This window comes from Rathayibacter caricis DSM 15933 (assembly GCF_003044275.1).
GTDB classification, from domain to species: Bacteria; Actinomycetota; Actinomycetes; order Actinomycetales; family Microbacteriaceae; genus Rathayibacter; species Rathayibacter caricis.
The window spans coordinates 224,951-246,616 of sequence record NZ_PZPL01000001.1 but is presented as its reverse complement, the minus strand read 5'-3'; the positions used below and the strand labels follow the sequence as shown (position 1 = coordinate 246,616).

The following is a 21,666-nucleotide window of genomic DNA, read 5'->3' as shown; positions in this document are numbered from 1 at the left end:
CACGGGGGTGATCGAGAGCCCGCCGATATTCATTCGGCTGCATTCACTTCTGCGACATCACTGATGATAGAGAGAACGCCCGGTCCGTCTCGTACCCTTCCGGGGGACAAAGCGACTGACGATACGTCCCTCCGCGTTAGACCGGGAGAGCGAGCACCAGCACGGCCCCGGCGAGTATCATCGGCCCGAAGGGCAGCGGCGTCCCCCGCCGTGCTCGGCCGGTCAGCAGGAGTACCGCCGCGGCCAGCGCGGCGAGGACGAATCCGGCGGCGGCGCCCAGGAGCAGCTCCGTCCAGCCGCGCGACGCGAGCATCGTGCCGATGACCGCCGCGAACTTGACGTCGCCCATCCCGAGGCCGCCCGGTGAGACGAGGGCGAGCACGAGGTAGACCGCGAACAGCGCCAGCCCGCCCAGCAGCGCGCGGAGCCCGTCCCCGGGCCGCCCGTCGACGAGGCTCGCGACCAGGACGAGCAGCCCTCCGAGAGCGATCGCGGGCAGGACCAGCACGTTCGGCAGCAGATGGTGCCGCAGGTCGATCGCCGAGAGGTGCACGCCCACGACGGTGAGCAGCACGAGCACGGCCAGCACGGCGCTCGGCCCGCTCGCGGAGGTGAGGGCCGCCGCGCCCAGGGCGCTCACCACTCCCGTCGCGATCGCCACGGCCGCCGACGAGCGTCCCGGCGGCAGCCCCCGCTCGACGCGGGGGAGGCGGTGGAGCGCCGCGTCGATCAGGGCGCCCGCGGCGAAGGCGACGACGGCCGCGATCACGACGAGGGCGGCGGAGGAGGGCATGCGCTCCATCCTGCACGCCGCGCCGTCGGACACGGCTCATTCCCGGGTTGACGGCGCATACTCGCGGCGGCCGCGCGCGGGAGACCCCGCGGTCCGCCGGCGTTCACGTCGGCGAGCGGGAGAGCGAGACCGTTCCACCGCTACACGGGAGCCCCCTGGCGTGAGACCCCGGGGGGCTCCTCCACCTCCTCCCCGGGACCTCCGCTCCTCCTGCTCGGCGCGGCTGCTCGACGGAGCTACTTCACGGACCCCTCGGTGAGCCCGCCGCGCCAGAACCGCTGCAGCACGATCATCGCGATCGCCAGCGGGATGATCGACAGCAGCACGCCTCCGGTCGTCAGCTCGTAGAACTCGGGCAGGCGGTCGACCTGGCTGAGCCAGTTGTTGAGCCCCAGCGTGATCGGGAACAGCTCCGTGTCCGACAGCATCACCAGCGGCAGGAAGTAGTTGTTCCAGATGCCCACCAGCTGGAAGAGGAACACGGTCACCAGCGCCGGGGTCAGGATGCGCAGCCCCAGCGTGTGGAAGATCCGCAGCTCGCTCGCCCCGTCGATCCGCGCCGCCTCGATGACCGCGGTGTCGACCGTCGCCTGCGCGTAGATGCGGCAGAGGAAGAGCCCGAACGGCGAGACCAGCGAGGGGATCAGCACGCTCCAGTACGTGTTCGCGATGCCCATCTGGCTGAAGAGGAGGAACAGCGGCAGGGCCGTCGCGGTGCCGGGCACGAGCACTCCCGCGAGGATCGTGCCGAACACGAGCCGGTTGCCCCGGAACTCGTACTTCGCGAGCGCGTAGCCGCCCGCCGCGGCGAGGTACGTCGCGAGCAGGGCGCCGACTCCGGCGTAGAGCACCGAGTTGAGGAACCAGCGGACGAAGATGCCGCCGTCGTACGACAGCACCTGGCCGAGGTTGTCCCAGAGCGCGAACGTCGGCGCGAACCAGAAGCCGTAGGTGGCGAAGAGGTCCTCGGTGGTCTTCGTCGCCGCGACCACGACCCAGTAGACGGGGACGAGGAAGTAGACCGCGACGATCACGAGGATCGCCGTGACGATGATCGTGGAGGCGCGGTTGCGGCCGGCCGAGCGGTCGGGGCCGCGACCCGCCTTGGCGGGCCGGTTCGCGGTGACGACTCCGGTCGTCGTGGGCTGCGCTTCGGTACGCGTCGCCTGGCTCATGAGGACTTCCTGTTCGAGATCGAGAGGAACGTGAAGGAGAGGACGAACGCGACGAGGGCGATCAGCACGGCCTGCGCGGCGGCGACGTTGTAGTCGTTGTAGGCGAAGGCGGTGGTGTATGCGCTGAGGTTCGGCGTGTACTGGCTGTCGATCGCGGGCGCCACGGTCTTGAGGACCTGCGCCTCGGCGAAGAGCTGCAGGGTGCCGATGATCGAGAAGATCGTGGTCAGCACGAGCGCCGGGCGGATGAGCGGCAGCTGGATGCTGCGCGCGACGCGGAACGTGGACGCTCCGTCGACCTTCGCCGCCTCGTACAGCTCGACCGGGATCGCCTTCAGCTGGGCGACGATGATCAGCATGTTGTAGCCGGTGTAGCTCCACAGCGAGATGTTCGCGATCGACCACAGCACCGAGTCCGCGCCGAGGAAGTCGGGCTCGAGACCGACCACGTTCGCCGCGTCGATGATCGGGCTGAGCCCCGGCACGTACAGGAACGACCAGAGGATCGTCGCGATCACTCCGGGCACACCGTAGGGGAGGAAGTAGGCCGCGCGGAAGAACCCGGGGAACCGGGCCGAGGCCGACTCGAGCATCAGCGCGAGCACGGTGCAGAGCGCGATCATCACCGGCACCTGGACGACGCCGAAGAGGAACATGCGGCCGATCGAGGCGAGGAAGTTGCCGTCGGCGAGGGCCTGCGCGTAGTTCCCGAACCCGGCGAACTCGGTCGTCACTCCGGCCTCGCCGAAGAGGCCCGAGCGGGTCACCTTCGTGAAGCTCGAGCCGATGGCCACGACGATCGGGATGATGAAGGTGAGGACGAACAGGGCGAGGAACGGGGCGAGCAGGATCCACGGGGCGCGCCCCTGGGCTCCGCCGCGCTTGCGGTTCCGGGTGTCGCCGGTGGCCGCGATGGCGGCTGCAGCGGGGGAGGTCGTCGTGGTCATGCCGAGGCCTTCCTGATGCTGAGGCCCTTGTTCTGGAAGACCGTGATGATCTGCTGCTCCGCCTCGGCGACCGCGTCGACGAGGGTGGTGCCCGACGCCTTCTTCCGGAAGCCGTCGCTGAGGATGTTGAAGGACTGCTGGGTGACCGGCCACCAGGACCAGTCGGGGTTCTGCTCCTTCGCCGCGGGCACGAGGATCTCCTCGTTGTAGTTCTGGCCCGAGAAGAACTCGCTCGGTCCCTTGCGCGCGGTGCCGATCTCGCCGACGGCGGGCGACCAGCCGATGCCGCTGTTCGCGATCATCGCGTCGATGCCCTCCTGCGAGGTCGTCATCCACACCGCGAACTCGAGCGCCTCCTTCGGGTGAGCGCTGCTGGCGAAGACGGCCGCCGTGGATCCGCCGAGGAAGCTCGAGCCGAAGCCCGTGTCGCCCCAGACCGGCATGGGCGCCGCCCGCCACTTGCCGGAGCCGCCGCTCACGCCCTGGATGAGCGCGTCGCCCCAGCTGCCCGTGGTGCAGGAGGCGATACCGCCCGTCGCCGCCGCCGCGAACCACGCGGGGGAGTAGGCGCCGTAGCCGGTCTCGACGAGGTCCTGATCGATCGCGGTGTCGAAGAAGGAGGCGACCTGCGTCGTGGCCTCGTCGGTCATGTCGATGACCCAGCCGTCCTCCTCCGCCGTCAGCCACTGCGCGCCGGCCTGCGTGGCGAAGGCCGCGAAGACGGAGGCGTCGGCGAGCGGGAAGCAGTCGATGTAGGAGTCGGCGCCGCGCAGCTCGGTCGCGACCGCCGCCCAGTCGTCCCAGGTGCGCGGCGGCTCGGCTCCCACGCGCCCGAGCACCTCGGGCTGGTAGAAGAAGGCCATCGGACCGCTGTCCTGGGGGATCCCGTAGACGCCGCCGGTGTAGCTGACCTGCCCCCAGAGAGTGGGGTCGTAGAGGTCGGCGTAGTCGGCCGCGCCGTAGCGGTTGAGGTCGACCAGCCCGTTCACGAGCATGAACTCGGGCAGCGAGCGCATCTCGACCTGGCCCAGGTCCGGTCCGCCGCCGGCCGCGAGGGCCGAGTACAGCTTCTGGTAGCCGCCCGCGTTGCCGCCGGGGATCCAGACCGCGTCGACCTGGACGTCCGGATGCGAGGCGTTCCAGACATCGCAGACCTTCTGCAGGTCCTTCAGCCAGGCCCAGTACTGCAGGCGGATCGGTCCGCTCGCGGCCGGGATCGCCGGCGCGGTGTTGACCGAGGTGGTGCCCGGGGTGGCGCAGGCCGCCAGGGTCCCGAGTGCGGCCGTGCCGAGTCCGGCGGCCATGAGCTGTCTCCGTGTGAACGGCTTCACTGTCCCTCACTTCGTCGTGGATGGGTGCCGTGGAGGTCTCCCGGCCCGGTGGATCGGACGCTATCACAAATTCGAGTAGCTGCTCGAAATTGGTGGGGACGCGGCCGGAGCGCGCGCTACGCTGGCCGCCTGAGAGCGGTTCCCGCTCTCGTGACCAGCGGAGGAAGGCGTCATGTCCGAGACCACCGAGCCCGTCCGCACCCGCCGGGGGCCCTACGCGAAGTCGGCTCAGCGGCGCCGCGCGATCATCGAGGCGGCCCACGCGGTCTTCGCTTCCCGCGGCTACGCGCGCGGCTCGCTGCAGGAGGTCGCCGACCGGGTGGGCCTCAGCCAGACCAGCCTCCTGCACTACTTCCCGACCAAGACCGACCTGCTGCTCGCGGTGCTCGAGCACCGCGACGCCATCACCGGCGACGGCTCGGCTCCGCCCGACCCCGACGAGAGCATGGTCGAGGGGATCCTGCGCCAGACCCGCTACAACGAGACGGCCCCCGGAGTGATCGAGCTCTACGCGGTGCTGTGCGGCGACTCGACCACGGCCGATCATCCGGGCCGCGAGTTCTTCGCCCGCCGCTTCCGGTCGCTCCGCCAGGGCTACGCCGACGACCTGCGCGCCCTGCAGGCCGAAGGGCGGCTGCGCGAAGGGGCCGACCCCGACCGGGTGGCGGCGTCGATCATCGCGCTGTGGGACGGCATCCAGCTGCAGTGGCTCCTCGAGTGCGACGCGGTCGACATGGTCGCGTGCCTGACGGACTACCTCGACCTGATGGTCCTGCCGCCCCGGTGACCAGGCCCTAGGCTCCGGGCATGGGGACGACCTGGAACGACACCGGCTGGATCTGGATCGGCTTCGCGCTCGTGACCGCGGGGCTCGCGGAGCAGAAGGGGCGCTCGCGCTGGCGCTGGTTCGTGCTGGGCCTGCTGCTCGGGCCGCTCGCGCTGGCGCTGGTCGTGATCTGGGCGAGGCCCGAGCCGGGAGTGGTCACGGACGTCCGCTGGAACTTCGCGATCGGAGCGGGGATCGCGGCCGTCGCCCTGCTGATCCTGGCGGTGACGTCGAGCCTGTGGCTCCTGCTCGTCCCGGCGGCGCTCGCGGCGGTGATCGCGGGTCTGCTGGCCTGGCTCAGCCGCCGCGTGCCGTTCGAGCGCCTCCCGCGCTGACCCCGGCTCCCGCACTCGAGCCGCCGACGACGAGACGGCCCGGTGCCGTCGAGACGTCCCGCTGGAACGGGCTGTCTCGACGGTACCGGGCCGTCTCGTGCGTGGCCCGGCCTACGGCAGCAGGCGCGACGGGCCGCGGAAGAGGTAGGTGACCTCGCGCAGGTTCGCCTGGTGCAGCATCAGCATGATCACGCGCGAGAGGCCCATGCCGAATCCTCCGTGCGGCGGGACGCCGTAGCGGAAGAAGTCGAGGTAGAAGCCGAGCTCCTCGGGGTCGAGACCCTTCTCGCGGGCCTGCTCGACCAGCACGTCGACGCGGTGCTCGCGCTGCGCTCCGGTCGAGATCTCGACGCCGTTGTAGATGAGGTCGTAGCTGTTGGTGATCGCCCCGTCGCCCTCGCGGCGCATGTGGTAGAACGGCCGGATGCTCGAGGCGTAGTCGGTCAGGAACACGAAGTCGTGCCCGAACTCCTCCTTCACGTAGGCCGCGATGCGGCGCTCGCCCTCGGGGTCCATGTCGTCGTCGGCGCGGGGCACCTCGTAGCCGCGCTCGGCGACGATCCGCTTGGCCTCGGCGAGAGGGATGCGCGGGAACGGGGTGGTGGGCACCTCGAGGTCGATGTCGAAGAGCGCCTTCACCTCGGCGCCGTGCTTCTCGACGACGGCGGTGAGGCCGGCGACCATCAGCTGCTCGTGCAGCTCCATGACGTCCTCGTGCGACTCGATCCACGAGACCTCGGAGTCGACGCTCGTGAACTCGGTCGCGTGACGGGAGGTGAAGCTCGGGTCGGCGCGGAAGGCCGGCCCGACCTCGAACACCTTGCCGAAGCCCGCGGGCTGCGCCATCTGCTTGAAGAACTGCGGGCTCTGCGCGAGGTACGCCTTGGTCTCGAAGTACTCGACCTCGAACAGCTCGGCCCGCGACTCCGAGGCGCTCGCCATGAGCTTCGGGGTGTGGATCTCGATGAAGTCGTTGTCGATCCAGTAGGTGCGCAGCGCGTGCTCGAAGGTGGTCTGCACGCGGGCGATGAGGTTCTGCTCCGGGCGACGGAGGTCGAGGAAGCGCCAGTCCATGCGCTTGTCGATGCCGGAGTCGGGGGCGATGGGCGCCTCGGGGATCGACGCGGCGACGATCTCGAGCGACTCGAGCTTGACCTCGATGCCGCCGAGCTTCACGCGCTCGTCGTGCTTGAGCTGACCGGTCACCGTGACGAAGGAGCCCTGGGCGAGGCCCGAGATCTCCTCGGTGATCGCGAGCTTCGCGCCGGCGACCTCGTCGCCCTGCTCCGCCTCGCGGACGGCCGGGTTCACCAGCTGCACGGCGCCGGACTCGTCGCGGAGGACCACGAACTGCACCTTCTTCTGGTCGCGCACGGTCTCGACCCAGCCGGACACGCGGACGGGTCCGTCCTCGAGCGCGGCGAGCTTCTTGACGGTGGTTCGGGGGAGGCGGGTCTCGTCGGTCACGGTAGGGGAGTCTACCCGCGGGGCGGCGCGGGGGCCGAGGGCGCCGGGTAGCGTCGGAGCATGAGCACCGCACTGATCACCGGAGCGTCCACCGGCATCGGAGCCGCCTTCGCGCGGGCGTTCGCGCGCCGCGGCTGGAGCCTCGTGCTCGTCTCGCGCGACGAGGCGCGGCTCGAGGAGGCGGCGACCGCGTTCCGCGCGCTCGGCGCCCCGCACGTCGAGGTGCTGCCGGCCGACCTGACCGATCGGGAGCAGGTGGAGCGCGTGCGGGCCCGGCTCGTCGATCCGGAGCGGCCCGTGCGCGTGCTGGTCAACAACTCCGGATTCGGGATCGACGGCGGCTTCTCGGAGCCGGACGTCGCCGCGCAGGACGCGGCGTTCGAGGTGATGGTCCGCTCGGTGGCCGTGCTCTCGGGGGCGGCCGCCGAGGTCATGCGCGCCCGGGGCCGCGGAGCGATCCTGACGGTCGCGAGCGTCGCGGGGTTCGTGCACCTGGGCCCCTACTCCGCGGTCAAGGCGTGGGCGACCGCGTTCACGCAGTCGCTCGCGGTGGAGCTCCGCGGCACGGGCGTGCGGGCGGCGGCCCTCTGCCCCGGCTGGGTGCGCACCGAGTTCCACGAGCGGGCGGCGATGGACACCTCCTCCATCCCCTCGTTCCTCTGGCTCGACGCCGATGCGGTGGTCGAGGAGTTCCTCCGCGACGTGGCGCGCGGGCAGGTCGTCTCGGTGCCGTCGTGGCGCTTCGGAGTGCCGGTCGCCGTGGCGAAGCACCTGCCGGACGCGCTGGTCCGACGGATCTCGGCGGCAGTGCTGGCCAGGCGGTGAGAGCACGGCGCTGAGCACCCGTTCAGCCCCCGCCCAGACCCGCTGTTCCCGGCGTTCCCCCACGCGGCGTTCCGTACACTTGACGCTCGTGGTTGCCGATCAGATCCATCTCGTGCGGCACGGCGAGGTGTTCAACCCCGACCGGGTCCTCTACGGGCGACTCCCGAACTTCCGGCTCTCGGAGCTGGGCCACCGCATGGCCCGCGCCGCGGCCGACGACCTGCTCGAGCGGCGCCGCCACGTGACGACGCTCGTCGCCTCTCCGCTCCAGCGCACGCAGGAGTCGGCCCAGCCGATCTCGCAGGCGTTCGAGCTCGAGATCACGAGCGATCCGCGCGTGATCGAGCCGAGCAACCGCTTCGAGGGCAAGTCCCTCGCCGCCCGCAGCTCGGCGCTGAAGAACCCGAAGCACTGGCCGTGGCTGCGCAATCCGTTCGAGCCCAGCTGGGGCGAGCCCTACCTCTCCATCTCGGCGCGGATGTACGCGGCGATCGAGGCGGCGTGGCAGAGCACCGTCGAGGGCGACGCGGTCATCGTCAGCCACCAGCTCCCGATCTGGACCGTGCACCGCGCCCTCGCGGGGGAGCGGCTCTTCCACGATCCGCGCAAGCGCCGGTGCGCGCTCTCGAGCATCACCACGATCGAGCGTCGGGGCGACGGCTTCGTCGAGGTCGGCTACTCCGACCCCGCCGCGGGCCTCCAGGGGCTCGCGACCGACGTGGGCGCTGTCTGATGCGCCGTCGCGTCGTCGCCGCCACGGCCCTCGCGCTCGTGGCCGGAGCCGTCCTCGCGGGCTGCACCCAGGATCCGCTCGCCGACCAGTACCGCAGCGGCAGCAACAAGGGTTACATCTCGGGCGACGGGACCGTCACCGAGATCGCGGCAACCGACCGCAGCGATCCGATCGTCTTCTCAGGCACCGACGAGAACGGCGAGGCGATCGACTCCGACGACCTCGCGGGCCGCGTCGTCGTCGTCAACTTCTGGTACGCCAGCTGCGCTCCGTGCCGCGCCGAGGCCGCCGACCTCGAGTCGGTGAACGCCGAGTTCGACGGCCAGGACGTCTCGTTCGTCGGCGTGAACGTGCGCGACCAGGCACCCCAGGCCGCCGCCTTCGCGAAGACCTACGGCATCACCTACTCCTCCATCGTCGACGTCGACGGATCCGCGCAGCTCGCCTTCAGCGGCAAGGTCCCGCCGAACGCGGTGCCCACCACCCTCGTGCTCGACCGCGAGGGCCGCGTGGCCTCCCGGATCCTGGGTCAGCTGCAGGAGGCGTCGATCCTGTCGACCCTCGTCGGCGACACGCTCGTGGAAGAGGAGTAGCGCGGTGGGCGAGATCGTCATCAGCGGTCAGCTGCTCCTCGCGGTCCCGATCGCGCTGCTGGCCGGCCTGGTTTCGTTCGCGTCGCCGTGCGTGCTGCCGCTCGTGCCGGGCTATCTCGCGTACGTCGGCGGCTTCACGGACGCCGACGAGCGCCGCGCTCGCGGACGCAGCCGGGTGCTGCTGGGCGTGCTGCTCTTCGTGCTGGGCTTCTCCCTCGTGTTCGTGCTCTACGGAGCGGCCGCCGGGTCGATCGGGTTCTGGATGAGCCGCTACAGCGATGTCATCACCCGCGTCCTCGGCGTGGTCGTCATCGCGATGGGCCTCGTCTTCGTCGGCCAGTTCTCGTTCCTCCAGCGGACCCTCCGCCCGAGCATCCGCCCCGCGACGGGCCTGATCGGGGCGCCGCTGCTCGGCATCGTCTTCGGCATCGGCTGGACGCCGTGTCTGGGCCCGACGCTGAGCTCGATCCTGGCGCTCGGACTCGGCGCCGGCTCGCCCTGGCGCGGAGCGCTGCTCGCGCTGATGTACTGCCTGGGCCTCGGCCTCCCGTTCCTCCTGGTCGCGTTCGGCTTCAGCTGGGTCACGTCGACCCTCGCGTTCGTGAAGCGCCACATCCGCGCGATCAACATCATCGGCGGAGTCGCCCTCGTGGTCATCGGCCTGCTGATGGTCACCGGCGTCTGGAACGCCCTCGTCTACGGAGCCCTCGGCGAGGTGATCTATGGCTTCCAGCCCGCGATCTGATCGCAGCGACGTCGACGCGCAGAAGCGCGCCGACGCGAACTTCCGCCCGTCCGACCACTTCGACTCCGACGCCGACACGATCACGCAGCCCAAGCTCGGCGTCGTCGGCTGGCTGCGCTGGATGTGGCGCCAGCTGACGAGCATGCGCACCGCGCTGTTCCTCCTCCTGCTGCTGGCGATCGCGGCGGTGCCCGGCTCGCTCGTGCCGCAGCGCTCGTCCGACCCCAACGGCGTCACCCAGTACTTCATCGACAACCCCGACCTGGCGCCGCTGCTCGACAGCGTGCAGGCCTTCGACACCTACACGTCGGCCTGGTTCTCGAGCATCTACCTGCTGCTGTTCGTCTCGCTCATCGGCTGCATCATCCCGCGCACGAAGCACCACTTCGAGGCGATGCGGTCGCGTCCGCCGAAGACCCCGGTGCGCCTGCAGCGCCTCGCGGGCTACACGGTGCGCGACGTCGAGGGGGCGACGACGGAGGAGGCGATCGCCTCCGGGCACGCCGTGCTGCGCCGCGCGGGCTACCGCGTCGAGCGCTACGACGACCCGCGCGGGCGCTGGAGCAGCGTGTCGGCCGAGCGCGGCTACCTCCGCGAGACCGGGAACCTGGTGTTCCACTCCGCGCTCGTCGGGATCCTCGTCGCCGTCGGAATCGGCGGCGGGTTCGGCTACAGCGGGCAGCGCGTGCTCGTCGAGGGCGGTCAGGGCTTCGCGAACAACCTGGCGGCCTACGACTCGTTCAACCCGGGGCGCTTCTTCGACAGCTCGCAGCTCGACCCGTACCAGCTGACGCTCGACGGCCTCGACGTGGAGTACGTGACCGAGCGGGGCGAGGCGTTCGGTCAGCCGATCGACTTCACCGCGAACGTCACGACGACGCAGCGCGGCGGCGGCACCGAGGAGCGGACCGTGAAGGTCAACGAGCCGCTCGCGGTCGGCGGCACCAACGTCTACCTGCTCGGCAACGGCTACGCGCCGACGATCACGGTGCGCGACCCCTCCGGCACCGCGATCTTCACCGACTCGGTGCCGTTCCTGCCGCAGGACGCGAACCTGACGTCGGTCGGCGTCGTCAAGGTCCCGGACGGCCTCGCCGAGCAGATCGGCATGACCGGCTTCTTCTACCCCACGCAGGACGAGCTCCAGACCGGCGCCTCGACGTCGATCTTCCCGGACCTGCAGTACCCCGTGCTCTCGCTCAACGTCTTCTCGGGCGACCTGGGCCTGGACGCCGGGGTGCCCACCTCGGTCTACGTGCTGAACACCGACTCGCTCACCCGCCTCACCGGCGGTGACACCGGTGTCGCCCCGCTGACGCTCAAGCCGGGCGAGACCGCTCAGCTGCCCAACGGCCTGGGCTCCGTGACCTTCGACAACGTCGGAGCGGACCCGGAGGTCGTCGGCACCGACAGCGTGCGCCGGTTCGCCTCGTTCGACATCCACCACGACGCTACCCAGGGCTGGGTCCTCCTGTTCGCGATCCTCGTGCTCGCCGGGCTGCTGACCTCCCTGTTCGTGCCCCGACGACGGGTCTGGATCAAGGCGACGCCCGCCGAGGACGGCTCGCTGCGCCTCGAGTACGCGGGGCTCGCGCGCGGTGAGGATCCGCAGCTCGTGCGCGCGGTCCGCACTGTCGCCGACCGGCACGCACCGCTGGACTGAACCCCGCGGATCCGCCGAACCTGTGCATCCGTGCAGGGGTGGTTCCGAGCAGCGTCGCCTATCCTTGTCCGGTGATCGAGACCCTCTCCCAGTACTCGGTGCTGACCCTGTCCTCCGCGATGGGCATCTACGCCCTCGCCTTCATCTTCTTCGCGATCGACCTGGCGCGCCGGTCCTCGCTGGCCGACGGTGAGGCGCTCGGAGTCGTGCAGGAGGCCGAGCGGGTCGCGTCCGTCGCCGCCGCCGACAAGGCGGCCAGCGGCAAGGCCACCGTCGCCGCCGGCACGGGTCGCCCCACCGCGACGCTCTCGGGGCTCGGCAGCCGCGTCGAGGACGAGGTCTACAACGCCCCCGCCCGCTCGAAGACGATGCGCATCGGGTTCTCGCTCACGCTCCTGGCCTTCGTGCTGCACGCCGCCGCCGCGGTCCTGCGCGGAGTGGCCGCCGGTCGGGTGCCGTGGGCCAACATGTACGAGTTCTCGCTCACGGGCACGCTCATCATCATCGGCGTGTTCCTCGTGGTGCAGCTGCGCTGGGATCTCCGCTTCCTCGGAGCGTTCATCACCGGTCTCGTGCTGGTGCTGCTGGGCATCGCGACGGTCAACTACTACGTGGCCGTCGTGCCGCTCCCGCCGGCCCTGCAGTCGTACTGGCTCGTCATCCACGTGCTCGTGGCGATCCTCGGCACCGCGTTCTTCGCGCTCGGCTTCGCCCTGTCGGTCACCCAGCTGCTGCAGGCCCGCCGCGAGGGGGCGGAGGAGAACCCGCGCTCCGTCCTGCGGTTCCTGAAGACGCTGCCCAGCGCGCTCACGCTCGAGAACCTCGCCTACCGCGTCACGATCATCGGCTTCATCCTCTGGACCTTCACCCTGATCGCCGGCGCCGTCTGGGCCGAGAAGGCGTGGGGCCGCTACTGGGGCTGGGACACCAAGGAGGTCTGGACGTTCATCATCTGGACCATCTACGCCGGCTACATCCACGCCCGCGCGACCCGCGGCTGGCGGGGCACCCCGTCGGCGTGGCTCGCCATCATCGGCTTCGCGGCCGTGATGTTCAACTTCGGCGTGGTGAACGTGTTCTTCAAGGGGCTCCACGCCTACTCCGGCCTCGACACCGGCATGTAGTCGGCGGGCGCCGGCGGGGCCGCTCGCGGCGTTGTCGTCGGGGCTCGTAGCGCCGCTCCGCGCCCCTCCTCCGCCTTGCGATCGACCCCACCGGCACCCGCCGACGGGCGGGCCGCAGAACGAAGGCCGAGAGCCCCGGATCCGCCGAAGTGCGGCTGCCCGGGGCTCTCGGCCTTCTCTGTGCGGGCGTCAGGCGTTCGAGACGATGACGTCGATCAGGTGCGGAGCGAACGGCTCGTCGAGGGCGAGCACGAAGCGGGTGCGGGAGCCCTCGGGGTGCACGTCGCGGTAGATGCCGCGGAGGTCCGGGAGGGTCTGCCCGCGACCCGGGCCCCAGGTGGCGTCGACCTCGACCGGGACGGTCGGGGCGGAGGCGATGCCGATCGCGTCGAGGGCGATGGCGGCGGCCATCGGGTCGTGCATCGCGGCGGTGCGCTCGCCGAAGTGGCCCACGTAGAAGTCGAAGTAGTAGTCGAGGGCCTCGCCGATCGCCTCGGCGAGCGGGTCGCCGGAATCGAGCAGGATCGCGCGGTGCTCCTGGCTCATCAGGTGCTTCATCGTGACGTCGAGCGGTACGAGGGTGAGGTCCCAGTCGGCGGCGACCACCTCGGCCGCGGCGGCCGGGTCGTGCCAGATGTTCGCCTCGGCGACGGCGCTGATGTTGCCGGGCACGAGTGCGGCTCCGCCCATGACGGTGACGGAGTGCAGCAGCCCCGGCAGCTCCGGGTGCTTGCGCAGCGCGAGGGCGATGTTGGTGAGGGGTCCGACGGCGATCAGCCGCAGTTCGCCCTCGTGCTCCCGGGCGAGGCGGAGGAGGAGGTCGGCCGGGTCCTCGTCGACCGGGCTGCCGCCGTCGGGGAGCTCGACGCCTCCGATGCCGTTGTCCCCGTGCACGTGCGGGGCGCCGCCGGCGTAGGGCTCCTCGAGGAAGTCGTGGGCGCCGACCGCGACCGGGACGCCGATGCGGCCGGCGAGGGCGAGCAGTCCGAGCGTGTTCACGGCGGCCTGGCGCGCATCCGTGTTGCCGCTGACGGTGCTGATGCCGACGAGGTCGGCGCGCGGAGAGCGGAGCAGGTAGGCGAGGGCGAGGGAGTCGTCGATGCCGGTGTCGCAGTCGAGGAAGACGGGAACGGTCGGTGCGGTCACGGGACTCCGATGCTCGAGGGGGAGGGGTGCGCCGCGGGCATCGGCGACCGGGCGGGGTCCATCATGCCGCAGTGCACCACTCGGTTCACACCGGGGGCGCCGCGATCCGCTCGCGAGCGAGGGCCAGCGCGCGGACGACGTGCCCGGACCAGCGTCGGAGCGAGGCGGGATCCTCGGCGAGCGGAGGGACGGAGACCCACTCCTTCAGCGTCCGCCGCCCCATCACGACCGGCTCGGCCGCGCCCGTCTCGACCAGGTCGAGCATCTCCTGCCGGGTCAGCTTGACGATCAGGTGCTCGTCGTGGCCGAGGAAGCACACGATCGTGCCCTGGAGGCGGATCGCGGGGGCGCCGAACATGGTCGCGATGTCGATGCCGTCGATCCCGCTCGCCTCGATCAGGTCCTCGAGGAGCGCCCGCCGGCGCTCGATCCCGCTGTCCCCGGCCATGCGGTGAGGGTAGCGCTGCACGGCCGCCGAGCCCAGGCCTCAGAGCAGGGCGTGCGCCGAGCGGAGGCGGTCGCGCCACCAGGCGAGGCGCTCGGGAGCGACGGCACGGCGCTCGAGAAGGGCTTCCGACACCTCGACCCGCTCGACCGGGATCGACCCGTCGACCGGTCGCAGCGGCCGCTCGGTGACGTCGGCGGCGAGGAGGGAGGCGGTGCCGAGTCCGCAGTCGTAGGGCAGCTCGGGCAGCGCGGCGGCTAGGGCGGCACCCATCGCGAGGCCGACGGAGCTGTCGAGGGCGCTCGAGACGACGGCCGGCAGCCCCGCCTCGGCCGTGATCGCCAGGGCCCGGTGCACGCCGCCGAGCGGCTGCGCCTTCACCACGAGCAGGTCCGCGGCTCCCGCCCGGGCGACGGCGAGCGGATCGGCGGCCTTGCGCACGCTCTCGTCGGCCGCGATCGGGATGCCCATGTACTTCACCCGCTTCCGCAGCTGCGCGAGCTCGTCGACGCTCGCGCACGGCTGCTCGACGTACTCGAGGTCGTACTCGGCGAGTGCGTGCACCGCGTGCTCGGCCTCGTCCACGTTCCAGCCGCCGTTCGCGTCCACGCGGATCCGCCCCTCCGGCCCGAGGACCCGGCGCACCTCGGCGACGCGCGCGACGTCGTCGGCGAGCGTCTGCCCGCGCTCGGCCACCTTCACCTTGGCCGTCCGGCAGCCGTGGTAGCTCGCGAGGATCGCCGCGACCTCGTCCACGCGGACGGCGGGCACGGTCGCGTTCACCGGGATGCGGTCGCGCAGCGGCGTCGGCAGCGGGTTCCAGCCGTAGTCGAGCGCGGCGCGGAGCCAGGCGGCCGACTCCTCCGGTCCGTACTCGAGGAACGGCGAGAACTCCGTCCAACCCTCCGGACCGCGCACCAGCGCGATCTCGCGGTGGTCGACTCCGCGGAACCGAGTCAGCAGGGGCAGCGCGACGACGCGCAGGCCCGCGTCGACCTCGTCGAGGGAGGGGTGAGCGGAGGGGGGCACGACGTCGTCCATGCCGCCATCATCCTCCGGGCCGGCCGCGCGGACGCCCGGACCGCGCGGCTCCCGTGCGATCTTCAGGGCGTGCAAAACTGGCGGGGTCTGCCGCTCGACACCCGGAGGAACCCGATGAGCCAGGTCCCGACGAGCCCGGTCCCGACGGACCCGCCGCCGTTCCCTCCCGCCGCACCGCCCCAGCGCCCGCCGCTGGGCGCCGGCGCCTGGACCGCGCTGGCGGTCAGCGCGGTGGTCGGCCTGGTCTACACCGGTGTGCTCGGAACGCTGCTCGCGCTCGGCATCGGTGCGGCGCTCGACACCGCGGGGTCGGCGACCACGAGCGCTCCCGCCCCGGGCGGCGCCGAGGGCCCGTTCGGCGAGGACCCGTTCGAGGACCCCTTCGGAGAGGACCCTCTCGGCGAGGACCCGGGCGACGCGTCCGACCCCCTCTACGGCTACCCCGGCTACGAGGACGGCGACGCCGCCGACGTGCTCGACCAGCCCTCCGCCGAGGAGGCGCTCGCCCTCTCGGAGGAGGCCGTCGCCGCGGTCGAGGCCGCCCTGATCGGCGAGTGGGACTCGGCCGACGACGAGTACTACGAGCGGTCCGAGAACCTCTACGGCGGCCCGTCCCTCCTCTACGACTACATCTCGGCCACCGGCTACGCCGCCGCCGACCTCTCGACGGACGCCGACAAGCAGGCCGTCGTCGACCGCTTCACCGCGACGCTCGCGCCGCTCGGCTTCGACACCGTCGACATCGCCGACTCGCCGTCGGAGTGGGCCCAGCTGGGCTACGGAATCGACGACGGTCTCGGCGCCGAGGAGGCGAGGGCGACGTTCTGGGTCGTCACCGCGTACTCGAGCGATCAGGCCGTGCCGGCCGTCGAACTCGGCCTCGTCGACCTCGACTCCGACCCCTCCGGCGCCGTGGAGCGGATGCTGGACGACGTCGGCCTCGTGCCGCCGACGCAGGGGGCGTTCCTGGCCGGCTACGCGAACAGCCTCCTCGAGGAGGGCGACCGCGACGAGTTCACCGCCCGCATGGAGGAGTTCGGCGGGGTGGCGACGGCCTGATCCGAGGCGCCGGTATCCGCATCCGCCCGCCCCCGCAAGCCCAGGTCCGCCGCAGGCGTGCCGCCTAGCGTGAGGGCATGGCGGAACCCCGAGCGACCAGACCCCTGCGCGACTACGCGGCGATCGGCGACGGGAGGACGGTCGCCCTGATCGCGCGCGACGGCAGCGTCGACTGGCTGCCGGTGCCCGACCTCGGCTCGACCCCCGCGTTCGCCGCGCTGATCGACCCGGAGTCCGGCGGCTGCGTCGAGCTGCGGCCCGAGGATCCCGCGGAGGTCACCCGCCGCTACCTGCAGGACACGAACGTCCTCGAGACCACCTTCACGACCGAGAAGGGCTCGGTCACGGTCACCGACGCCCTCGTGACCGGCATCGCGGGCCGCCTCCCGTGGGCCGAGCTCGCCCGCCGGGTCGACGGCGTGACGGGCGAGGTGCGGATGCGCTGGGCCGTCCGTCCCGGCACCGGCCTCGGCACGGTCTCGCCGTGGATCCAGAACGCCGACGGCCGCTCCCTGATCCGCGCGGGCGACGTCACGATCGGCGTCACCGGTCAGGAGCACGGACCGGACGGCGACGACGCCCCCTCCGGAGCAGGCGACGAGCTCACCGGGTCCTTCACCGTCTCGGGCGGGAAGAAGCCCAGCCGCCACGTCCTCGTGGTCTCGGCCACCCATGACGAGCCGCTGCACTTCCCCGACGCGCACAACGTCGACCGGGGCATCGACCGGACGATCCGCAGTTGGCGCGCCTGGTCGGAGGAGTTCTCCTACGACGGCCCGTGGGCCGACGCCGTGCAGCGCAGCGCCCTCGCGCTGAAGCTGCTGATCTACTCGCCCACCGGTGCCATCGCGGCCGCGGCGACGACCTCGCTCCCCGAGTCGCCGAACGGCGGCAAGAACTGGGACTACCGCTTCGCCTGGGTGCGCGACGCCGCCTACACGGCGCACGCGCTCGTCCGCTTCGGACTGCGGGAGGAGACGCACGCGGCGCTGTCGTGGCTCCTGCGCACGATCAAGGAGCACGGCCCCGACCTGCACATCTTCTACGGCCTCGACGGGTCCCTGCCCTCCGGAGTGACGGAGTACGACGTGCCCGGCTGGGCCGGCATCGGACCGGTCGTCTCGGGCAACGGCGCGCAGAACCAGCTGCAGCTCGGCGTCTTCGGCGACCTCTTCGACATCTGCCGCATCTACGTCGACTCGGGCAACGTGCTCGACATCCAGACCGGGCGGCTGCTCTCGCGCGTCGCCGACACCACCTGCGACCTCTGGCGCAACCGCGACGCGGGCATGTGGGAGCTCGAGGAGGAGCAGCACTACACGTCCTCCAAGATGGGCTGCTGGCAGGCGCTCGACGCCGCCGTCCACCTCGCCGAGCTCGGCCAGATCCCGGGCAGCCCCGACCGCTGGCGCTTCGAGCGCGACCGCCTGCGCGAGTGGATCGAGGAGCGCTGCTGGTCGGACGATCTGGGTTCGTACGTGATGTACCCGGGCTCCTCGGAGCTCGACGCCTCGGTGCTGCTGCACGCTCCGAGCGGGTACGAGCGCGGCGAGCGGATGATCTCGACGATCGACGCCCTGGTGGGCGAGCTCGGCCGCGGCGCGCTGATGTTCCGCTACTCCGGGATGGAGGGCGAGGAGCATCCGTTCGTCGCCTGCTCGTTCTGGCTGGCGTCGGCGCTCGCCTGCGTCGGGCGGCACGACGAGGCGATCGCGCTGATGGACGAGCTGGTCGCCACCCTGCCCAACGACGTCGGCATCATGTCCGAGATGGTCGCGACCGACGACCTGGCCTTCTGGGGCAACCTCCCGCAGGGCCTCAGCCACCTGGCGCTCGTCAACGCGGCGATCACGATCGAGGAGCTCGCGCCCGAGAAGGTCGGGTCGAGGAAGCCCGGGGCCAGGAAGCCCGGGAGCGGCAAGAGGAGGAGTTCATGAGCGAGCTGACTGCACGGCTGTTCCGCGACACGAGGGCGATCCTGGTCGAGAGCCCGTTCTGGCTCGACGGCCGACTGCTGTGGTGCGACATCTCGACCGGCACGATCCACGCGAGCGCGATCGACGGTGCCGTCGACGGCTCCGACGACCTGGTCGTGCCCGTCGAGGCGCCGCTGGGATCCTTCCAGCCGGCGCGCGGGGGCGGCTTCGTCGCGGCCCTGGGCGACCGGATCGTGCTGCTCGACGACGCCTTCGCGATCGAGCGCGAGCTCGCTCCGATCGAGCACCTGCACGCCGGCCTCCGGATGAACGAGGGCAAGTGCGACCCCTCCGGGCGCTTCGTCGCGGGATCGATGAACCTCACCACCGAGGAGCAGGACGGCGCGCTCTACCGGATCGACGCCTCCGGGCGCCTGGAGACGCTGCTCGGCGGCTTCGGAGTGGCGAACGGGTTCGAGTGGTCCGACGACGGCGCGACCTTCTACTTCACCGACACGAGCGTCTCGACCGTCTTCCGCTGCTCCTACGGCGACGAGCTCGGCGAACCCGAGCCGTTCCTCGTCGGCCGCTCGTTCGACGGACTCGCGCTCGACGTCGACGGCTGCTTCTGGACCGGCGCGAACGGCGAGAGCGCCGTGCTGCGCTGGAGCCCCGAGGGGGAGCTCCTCGACGAGATCGCGATCCCCGCGCCGAACGTGACCGGGCTGGGCTTCGGCGGCGCAGACCTCTCGACGCTGTTCGTCGGCACCGCGCGCGAGAAGCTCGAGGAGCAGCAGCTCGTCGACTCCCCGCTCTCGGGCGGCGTCTTCGCGATCGACACCCCCACGCGCGGTAGACCTGTGGAGGTGTTCGGCGCAAGTCGTTGAGCGGCTCGGGCGGGGGAGCGTAGACCGGAGGCATGGACTTAGGAATCACCGGACGCACCGCCCTCGTCACCGGAGCGGACTCCGGCATCGGACTCGCCACCGCGACGCTCCTCCTCGCGGAGGGGGCGACCGTCGTGATCTCGGACCGCGACCAGGAGAAGCTCGACGCCGCAGCCGCAGGGCTCGACGCACCGGAGGGACGCCTGCACGCCTTCGCCGCCGACGTCACGAGCGTCGAGGAGCTCGCCGCTCTCCACGCGAAGGTCGCCGAGGCCGTCGGAGAGATCGACATCCTCGTGCAGAGCGCCGGAGTGACCGGCGCCCAGGGTCTCTTCCACGAGATCGACGACGAGGGCTGGACCAGCACCCTCGAGACCGACCTGCTCGGGCCGGTCCGGCTGGTGCGCGAGTTCCTCCCCGACCTGCGTCACGGAGGATGGGGGCGCCTCGTGCTCGTCGCCTCCGAGGACGCGGTGCAGCCCTACGACGACGAGCTGCCGTACTGCGCCGCGAAGGCCGGCGTGCTCGCCCTCGCCAAGGGCCTCTCGCGCTCGTACGCCCTCGAGGGCCTGCTCGTGAACGCGGTCTCGCCCGCGTTCATCCGCAGCCCCATGACCGACGCCATGATGCAGAAGCGCGCGGAGCAGCGCGGCACGTCGACCGACGAGGCGATCTCGTCGTTCCTCGACGAGGAGCGGCCGTACATGGAGCTCAAGCGCCGCGGCGAGACCGACGAGGTCGCCGCCGTGATCGCGTTCCTCTGCTCCGACCGCGCCTCGTTCGTGAACGGGTCGAACTACCGGGTCGACTCCGGGTCCGTCGCCACGATCTGAGCCGTCCTGCGCGCCCGGAGTCAACCCCCCTTCGCTCACGGCCCCCGTCCGGGCGCCGTCCAGCCACAGCAGTCACACTCGATGGAGGGGATCACCCCGACACCGTCAAGAGAAAGGAATGGTCCATGACCACCACCCTCGAACGCCACGTCGAAGCCCCCGCCGGCTCCGGAGCCAAGACCAGCCGTCGTCAGAACGCCGAGAAGGGCTTCAAGGCCTCGAAGGAGCTGCTCGACAGCCTCCAGATCGTCCTCGTCGACCTGATCGAGCTCCACGTGCAGGGCAAGCAGGCGCACTGGAACGTCGTCGGCAAGAACTTCCGCGACCTGCACCTGCAGCTCGACGAGATCATCGAGGCCGCGCGCGAGTTCAGCGACGACATCGCCGAGCGCATGCGCGCGCTGCACGGGATCCCGGACGGCCGCAGCGACACCGTCGCGGCGACCACCACGCTGCCCGAGTACCCGCACGGCGAGATCGACACCGCCGAGACGGTCGACCTCGTCACCATCCGCCTCGAGAACACCGCCGCCACCATGCGCGAGGTGCACGACCAGGTGGACGAGGAGGACCCGACCAGCGCGGACCTCCTGCACGCGATCATCCAGAGCCTGGAGCAGTTCGCCTGGATGGTGTCGGCCGAGAACCGCCGCACCTCCACCGCGAAGTAGCACTCCGCAGCACTGACGACAGAGGGATCCCGCGTACGCGGGGTCCCTCTTCGCGTGCTGCCGGGCTCTGGTCTCGATACGCCGCCTGCGGCGGCTACTCGACCAGCAAGGGTGCTGATCGAGGAGCGCGCGTCTCGAGATCCACGTCTTGCTGGCCCCGGCGTCCGCTCGGCCCGCGACAGTAGGGTCGAGGGCATGAGCACGCAGGTTTCCGAGCTGTTCGACGCGAGCCGGTGGGAGCCGGTCCGCGGCTTCGACGCTCTCGAGGACATCACCTACCACCACGACCGCACCGGGCGCATCGCCCGCGTCGCCTTCGACCGCCCGGAGGTGCGCAACGCGTTCCGGCCGCGCACGGTCGACGAGCTCTACAACGCCCTCGAGGATGCGCGGATCAATCCGCGCATCGGCGTCGTGATCCTCACCGGCAACGGCCCGAGCCCGAAGGACGGCGGCTGGGCGTTCTGCTCCGGCGGCGACCAGCGCATCCGGGGGCGCGACGGCTACCGCTACTCCGACGGCGAGACGGCCGAGGGGATCGACGCGGCGCGCTCGGGCCGCCTGCACATCCTCGAGGTGCAGCGCCTCATCCGCTTCATGCCCAAGGTCGTCCTCGCGGCGGTCCCCGGCTGGGCGGCGGGCGGCGGCCACTCCTTGCACGTGGTCTGCGACCTCACGATCGCCTCGGCCGAGCACGGCCGCTTCAAGCAGACGGACGCCGACGTCGGGTCGTTCGACGCCGGCTACGGCTCGGCGTACTTCGCCCGCCAGATCGGGCAGAAGGCCGCCCGCGAGGTGTTCTTCCTCGCCCGCGAGTACTCGGCGCAGCGCGCGTACGAGATGGGCGCGGTGAACGCGGTCGTGCCGCACGCGGAGCTCGAGACGACGGCGCTGGAGTGGGCCGAGACGATCCTGACCAAGTCGCCCACCGCCATCCGCATGCTCAAGTACGCCTTCAACGCGGTCGACGACGGACTCGTCGGCCAGCAGCTGTTCGCCGGCGAGACGACGCGCCTCGCCTACGGCACCGACGAGGCCGTCGAGGGCCGCGACTCCTTCCTCGAGAAGCGCGATCCCGACTGGTCGCCGTTCCCGTGGCAGTTCTGAGCGC

22 protein-coding genes are annotated in these 21,666 nt (G+C 71.3%); 14 read left to right on the top strand and 8 right to left on the bottom strand.

What is annotated here, in order from left to right; all coding sequences use genetic code 11:
- Positions 1 to 136: 136 nt before the first annotated feature.
- From C1I63_RS01165 to C1I63_RS01150, 4 genes are all read right to left on the bottom strand, one after another.
- Positions 137 to 793: a prepilin peptidase gene (locus C1I63_RS01165; protein WP_107573449.1), complete on the bottom strand. Its 657-nt coding sequence runs from the start codon at positions 791 to 793 to the stop codon at positions 137 to 139.
- A gap of 236 nt (positions 794 to 1,029) precedes the next feature.
- A complete protein-coding gene (locus tag C1I63_RS01160) occupies positions 1,030 to 1,968 on the bottom strand; it encodes a carbohydrate ABC transporter permease (protein ID WP_055790439.1) in 939 nt (312 codons plus the stop codon).
- On the bottom strand, positions 1,965 to 2,915 hold the full coding sequence (locus C1I63_RS01155) for a carbohydrate ABC transporter permease (protein WP_107573448.1): 951 nt from the start codon (positions 2,913 to 2,915) through the stop codon (positions 1,965 to 1,967). The genes C1I63_RS01160 and C1I63_RS01155 overlap by 4 nt, the downstream gene beginning before the upstream one ends.
- Positions 2,912 to 4,246: an ABC transporter substrate-binding protein gene (locus C1I63_RS01150; RefSeq protein ID WP_107573447.1), complete on the bottom strand. Its 1,335-nt coding sequence runs from the start codon at positions 4,244 to 4,246 to the stop codon at positions 2,912 to 2,914. Before C1I63_RS01150 ends, C1I63_RS01155 begins: the two co-directional genes overlap by 4 nt.
- Before the next feature lie 172 nt (positions 4,247 to 4,418).
- On the opposite strand from C1I63_RS01150, the gene C1I63_RS01145 reads away from it, so the two are divergent.
- Both C1I63_RS01145 and C1I63_RS01140 read left to right on the top strand, forming a co-directional pair.
- Positions 4,419 to 5,033, top strand: coding sequence for a TetR/AcrR family transcriptional regulator (locus C1I63_RS01145; protein WP_107573446.1), 615 nt, complete (start codon positions 4,419 to 4,421; stop codon positions 5,031 to 5,033).
- Positions 5,034 to 5,053: 20 nt separating this feature from the next.
- Positions 5,054 to 5,407 carry a hypothetical protein gene (locus C1I63_RS01140; protein ID WP_107573445.1) on the top strand — a complete coding sequence of 118 codons (354 nt, stop codon included), beginning with the start codon at positions 5,054 to 5,056 and terminating at the stop codon, positions 5,405 to 5,407.
- Between the two features lie 111 nt (positions 5,408 to 5,518).
- Here the strand turns inward: C1I63_RS01140 and aspS are convergent, their stop codons facing one another.
- Positions 5,519 to 6,874, bottom strand: coding sequence for an aspartate--tRNA(Asn) ligase (gene aspS, locus C1I63_RS01135; protein ID WP_107573444.1), 1,356 nt, complete (start codon positions 6,872 to 6,874; stop codon positions 5,519 to 5,521).
- Between the two features lie 60 nt (positions 6,875 to 6,934).
- On the opposite strand from aspS, the gene C1I63_RS01130 reads away from it, so the two are divergent.
- From C1I63_RS01130 to ccsB, 6 genes are all read left to right on the top strand, one after another.
- Complete coding sequence (locus C1I63_RS01130) at positions 6,935 to 7,699, top strand: SDR family NAD(P)-dependent oxidoreductase (protein ID WP_107573443.1); 765 nt, start codon at positions 6,935 to 6,937, stop codon at positions 7,697 to 7,699.
- Between the two features lie 88 nt (positions 7,700 to 7,787).
- Positions 7,788 to 8,432 (top strand): histidine phosphatase family protein, encoded by a 645-nt coding sequence (locus C1I63_RS01125; RefSeq protein ID WP_107573442.1) that lies wholly within the window; start codon positions 7,788 to 7,790, stop codon positions 8,430 to 8,432.
- Complete coding sequence (locus tag C1I63_RS01120; RefSeq protein WP_107573441.1) at positions 8,432 to 9,025, top strand: TlpA family protein disulfide reductase; 594 nt, start codon at positions 8,432 to 8,434, stop codon at positions 9,023 to 9,025. The genes C1I63_RS01125 and C1I63_RS01120 overlap by 1 nt, the downstream gene beginning before the upstream one ends.
- 4 nt (positions 9,026 to 9,029) lie before the next feature.
- Positions 9,030 to 9,770, top strand: a complete 741-nt coding sequence (locus C1I63_RS01115) for a cytochrome c biogenesis CcdA family protein (RefSeq protein ID WP_055790466.1) — start codon at positions 9,030 to 9,032, stop codon at positions 9,768 to 9,770.
- On the top strand, positions 9,748 to 11,433 hold the full coding sequence (gene resB, locus C1I63_RS01110) for a cytochrome c biogenesis protein ResB (RefSeq protein WP_107573440.1): 1,686 nt from the start codon (positions 9,748 to 9,750) through the stop codon (positions 11,431 to 11,433). The genes C1I63_RS01115 and resB overlap by 23 nt, the downstream gene beginning before the upstream one ends.
- Positions 11,434 to 11,504: 71 nt before the next feature.
- Positions 11,505 to 12,557 (top strand): c-type cytochrome biogenesis protein CcsB, encoded by a 1,053-nt coding sequence (gene ccsB / locus C1I63_RS01105; protein WP_244906942.1) that lies wholly within the window; start codon positions 11,505 to 11,507, stop codon positions 12,555 to 12,557.
- Between the two features lie 189 nt (positions 12,558 to 12,746).
- Here the strand turns inward: ccsB and C1I63_RS01100 are convergent, their stop codons facing one another.
- From C1I63_RS01100 to C1I63_RS01090, 3 genes are all read right to left on the bottom strand, one after another.
- The gene (locus C1I63_RS01100) at positions 12,747 to 13,703 is read right to left on the bottom strand and encodes a nucleoside hydrolase (protein WP_107573439.1); all 957 of its coding nucleotides are present in this window, start codon (positions 13,701 to 13,703) and stop codon (positions 12,747 to 12,749) included.
- An 85-nt stretch (positions 13,704 to 13,788) separates the two neighbouring features.
- A complete protein-coding gene (locus C1I63_RS01095; RefSeq protein ID WP_146168331.1) occupies positions 13,789 to 14,151 on the bottom strand; it encodes a TfoX/Sxy family protein in 363 nt (120 codons plus the stop codon).
- A gap of 39 nt (positions 14,152 to 14,190) precedes the next feature.
- Entirely contained in the window at positions 14,191 to 15,189 is a 999-nt protein-coding gene (locus C1I63_RS01090; protein ID WP_107573437.1) for an o-succinylbenzoate synthase, read from the bottom strand.
- A gap of 114 nt (positions 15,190 to 15,303) precedes the next feature.
- Here C1I63_RS01090 and C1I63_RS01085 point away from each other — a divergent pair, with 114 nt between their 5' ends.
- From C1I63_RS01085 to C1I63_RS01060, 6 genes are all read left to right on the top strand, one after another.
- Entirely contained in the window at positions 15,304 to 16,248 is a 945-nt protein-coding gene (locus C1I63_RS01085; protein ID WP_107573436.1) for a hypothetical protein, read from the top strand.
- Between the two features lie 77 nt (positions 16,249 to 16,325).
- Positions 16,326 to 18,185 (top strand): glycoside hydrolase family 15 protein, encoded by a 1,860-nt coding sequence (locus C1I63_RS01080; protein WP_107573435.1) that lies wholly within the window; start codon positions 16,326 to 16,328, stop codon positions 18,183 to 18,185.
- Positions 18,182 to 19,051 carry an SMP-30/gluconolactonase/LRE family protein gene (locus C1I63_RS01075; RefSeq protein WP_107573434.1) on the top strand — a complete coding sequence of 290 codons (870 nt, stop codon included), beginning with the start codon at positions 18,182 to 18,184 and terminating at the stop codon, positions 19,049 to 19,051. The genes C1I63_RS01080 and C1I63_RS01075 overlap by 4 nt, the downstream gene beginning before the upstream one ends.
- A 32-nt stretch (positions 19,052 to 19,083) precedes the next feature.
- Positions 19,084 to 19,884: an SDR family NAD(P)-dependent oxidoreductase gene (locus tag C1I63_RS01070; protein ID WP_107573433.1), complete on the top strand. Its 801-nt coding sequence runs from the start codon at positions 19,084 to 19,086 to the stop codon at positions 19,882 to 19,884.
- A gap of 125 nt (positions 19,885 to 20,009) precedes the next feature.
- Positions 20,010 to 20,555, top strand: a complete 546-nt coding sequence (locus C1I63_RS01065; RefSeq protein WP_055790487.1) for a Dps family protein — start codon at positions 20,010 to 20,012, stop codon at positions 20,553 to 20,555.
- Positions 20,556 to 20,750: 195 nt separating this feature from the next.
- A complete protein-coding gene (locus C1I63_RS01060) occupies positions 20,751 to 21,662 on the top strand; it encodes a 1,4-dihydroxy-2-naphthoyl-CoA synthase (RefSeq protein ID WP_056868076.1) in 912 nt (303 codons plus the stop codon).
- Positions 21,663 to 21,666 lie beyond the last annotated feature (4 nt).

Excerpts from the sequence above, each read along its gene's own strand:
- C1I63_RS01165 (WP_107573449.1), bottom strand. The coding sequence starts at position 793 with ATGCCCTCCTCCGCCGCCCTCGTCGTGATCGCGGCCGTCGTCGCCTTC.
- C1I63_RS01160 (WP_055790439.1), bottom strand. The coding sequence starts at position 1,968 with ATGAGCCAGGCGACGCGTACCGAAGCGCAGCCCACGACGACCGGAGTC.
- C1I63_RS01155 (WP_107573448.1), bottom strand. The coding sequence starts at position 2,915 with ATGACCACGACGACCTCCCCCGCTGCAGCCGCCATCGCGGCCACCGGC.
- C1I63_RS01145 (WP_107573446.1), top strand. The coding sequence starts at position 4,419 with ATGTCCGAGACCACCGAGCCCGTCCGCACCCGCCGGGGGCCCTACGCG.
- C1I63_RS01140 (WP_107573445.1), top strand. The coding sequence starts at position 5,054 with ATGGGGACGACCTGGAACGACACCGGCTGGATCTGGATCGGCTTCGCG.
- C1I63_RS01130 (WP_107573443.1), top strand. The coding sequence starts at position 6,935 with ATGAGCACCGCACTGATCACCGGAGCGTCCACCGGCATCGGAGCCGCC.
- C1I63_RS01120 (WP_107573441.1), top strand. The coding sequence starts at position 8,432 with ATGCGCCGTCGCGTCGTCGCCGCCACGGCCCTCGCGCTCGTGGCCGGA.
- resB (WP_107573440.1), top strand. The coding sequence starts at position 9,748 with ATGGCTTCCAGCCCGCGATCTGATCGCAGCGACGTCGACGCGCAGAAG.
- C1I63_RS01095 (WP_146168331.1), bottom strand. The coding sequence starts at position 14,151 with ATGGCCGGGGACAGCGGGATCGAGCGCCGGCGGGCGCTCCTCGAGGAC.
- C1I63_RS01090 (WP_107573437.1), bottom strand. The coding sequence starts at position 15,189 with ATGGACGACGTCGTGCCCCCCTCCGCTCACCCCTCCCTCGACGAGGTC.
- C1I63_RS01085 (WP_107573436.1), top strand. The coding sequence starts at position 15,304 with ATGAGCCAGGTCCCGACGAGCCCGGTCCCGACGGACCCGCCGCCGTTC.
- C1I63_RS01080 (WP_107573435.1), top strand. The coding sequence starts at position 16,326 with ATGGCGGAACCCCGAGCGACCAGACCCCTGCGCGACTACGCGGCGATC.
- C1I63_RS01075 (WP_107573434.1), top strand. The coding sequence starts at position 18,182 with ATGAGCGAGCTGACTGCACGGCTGTTCCGCGACACGAGGGCGATCCTG.
- C1I63_RS01070 (WP_107573433.1), top strand. The coding sequence starts at position 19,084 with ATGGACTTAGGAATCACCGGACGCACCGCCCTCGTCACCGGAGCGGAC.
- C1I63_RS01065 (WP_055790487.1), top strand. The coding sequence starts at position 20,010 with ATGACCACCACCCTCGAACGCCACGTCGAAGCCCCCGCCGGCTCCGGA.
- C1I63_RS01060 (WP_056868076.1), top strand. The coding sequence starts at position 20,751 with ATGAGCACGCAGGTTTCCGAGCTGTTCGACGCGAGCCGGTGGGAGCCG.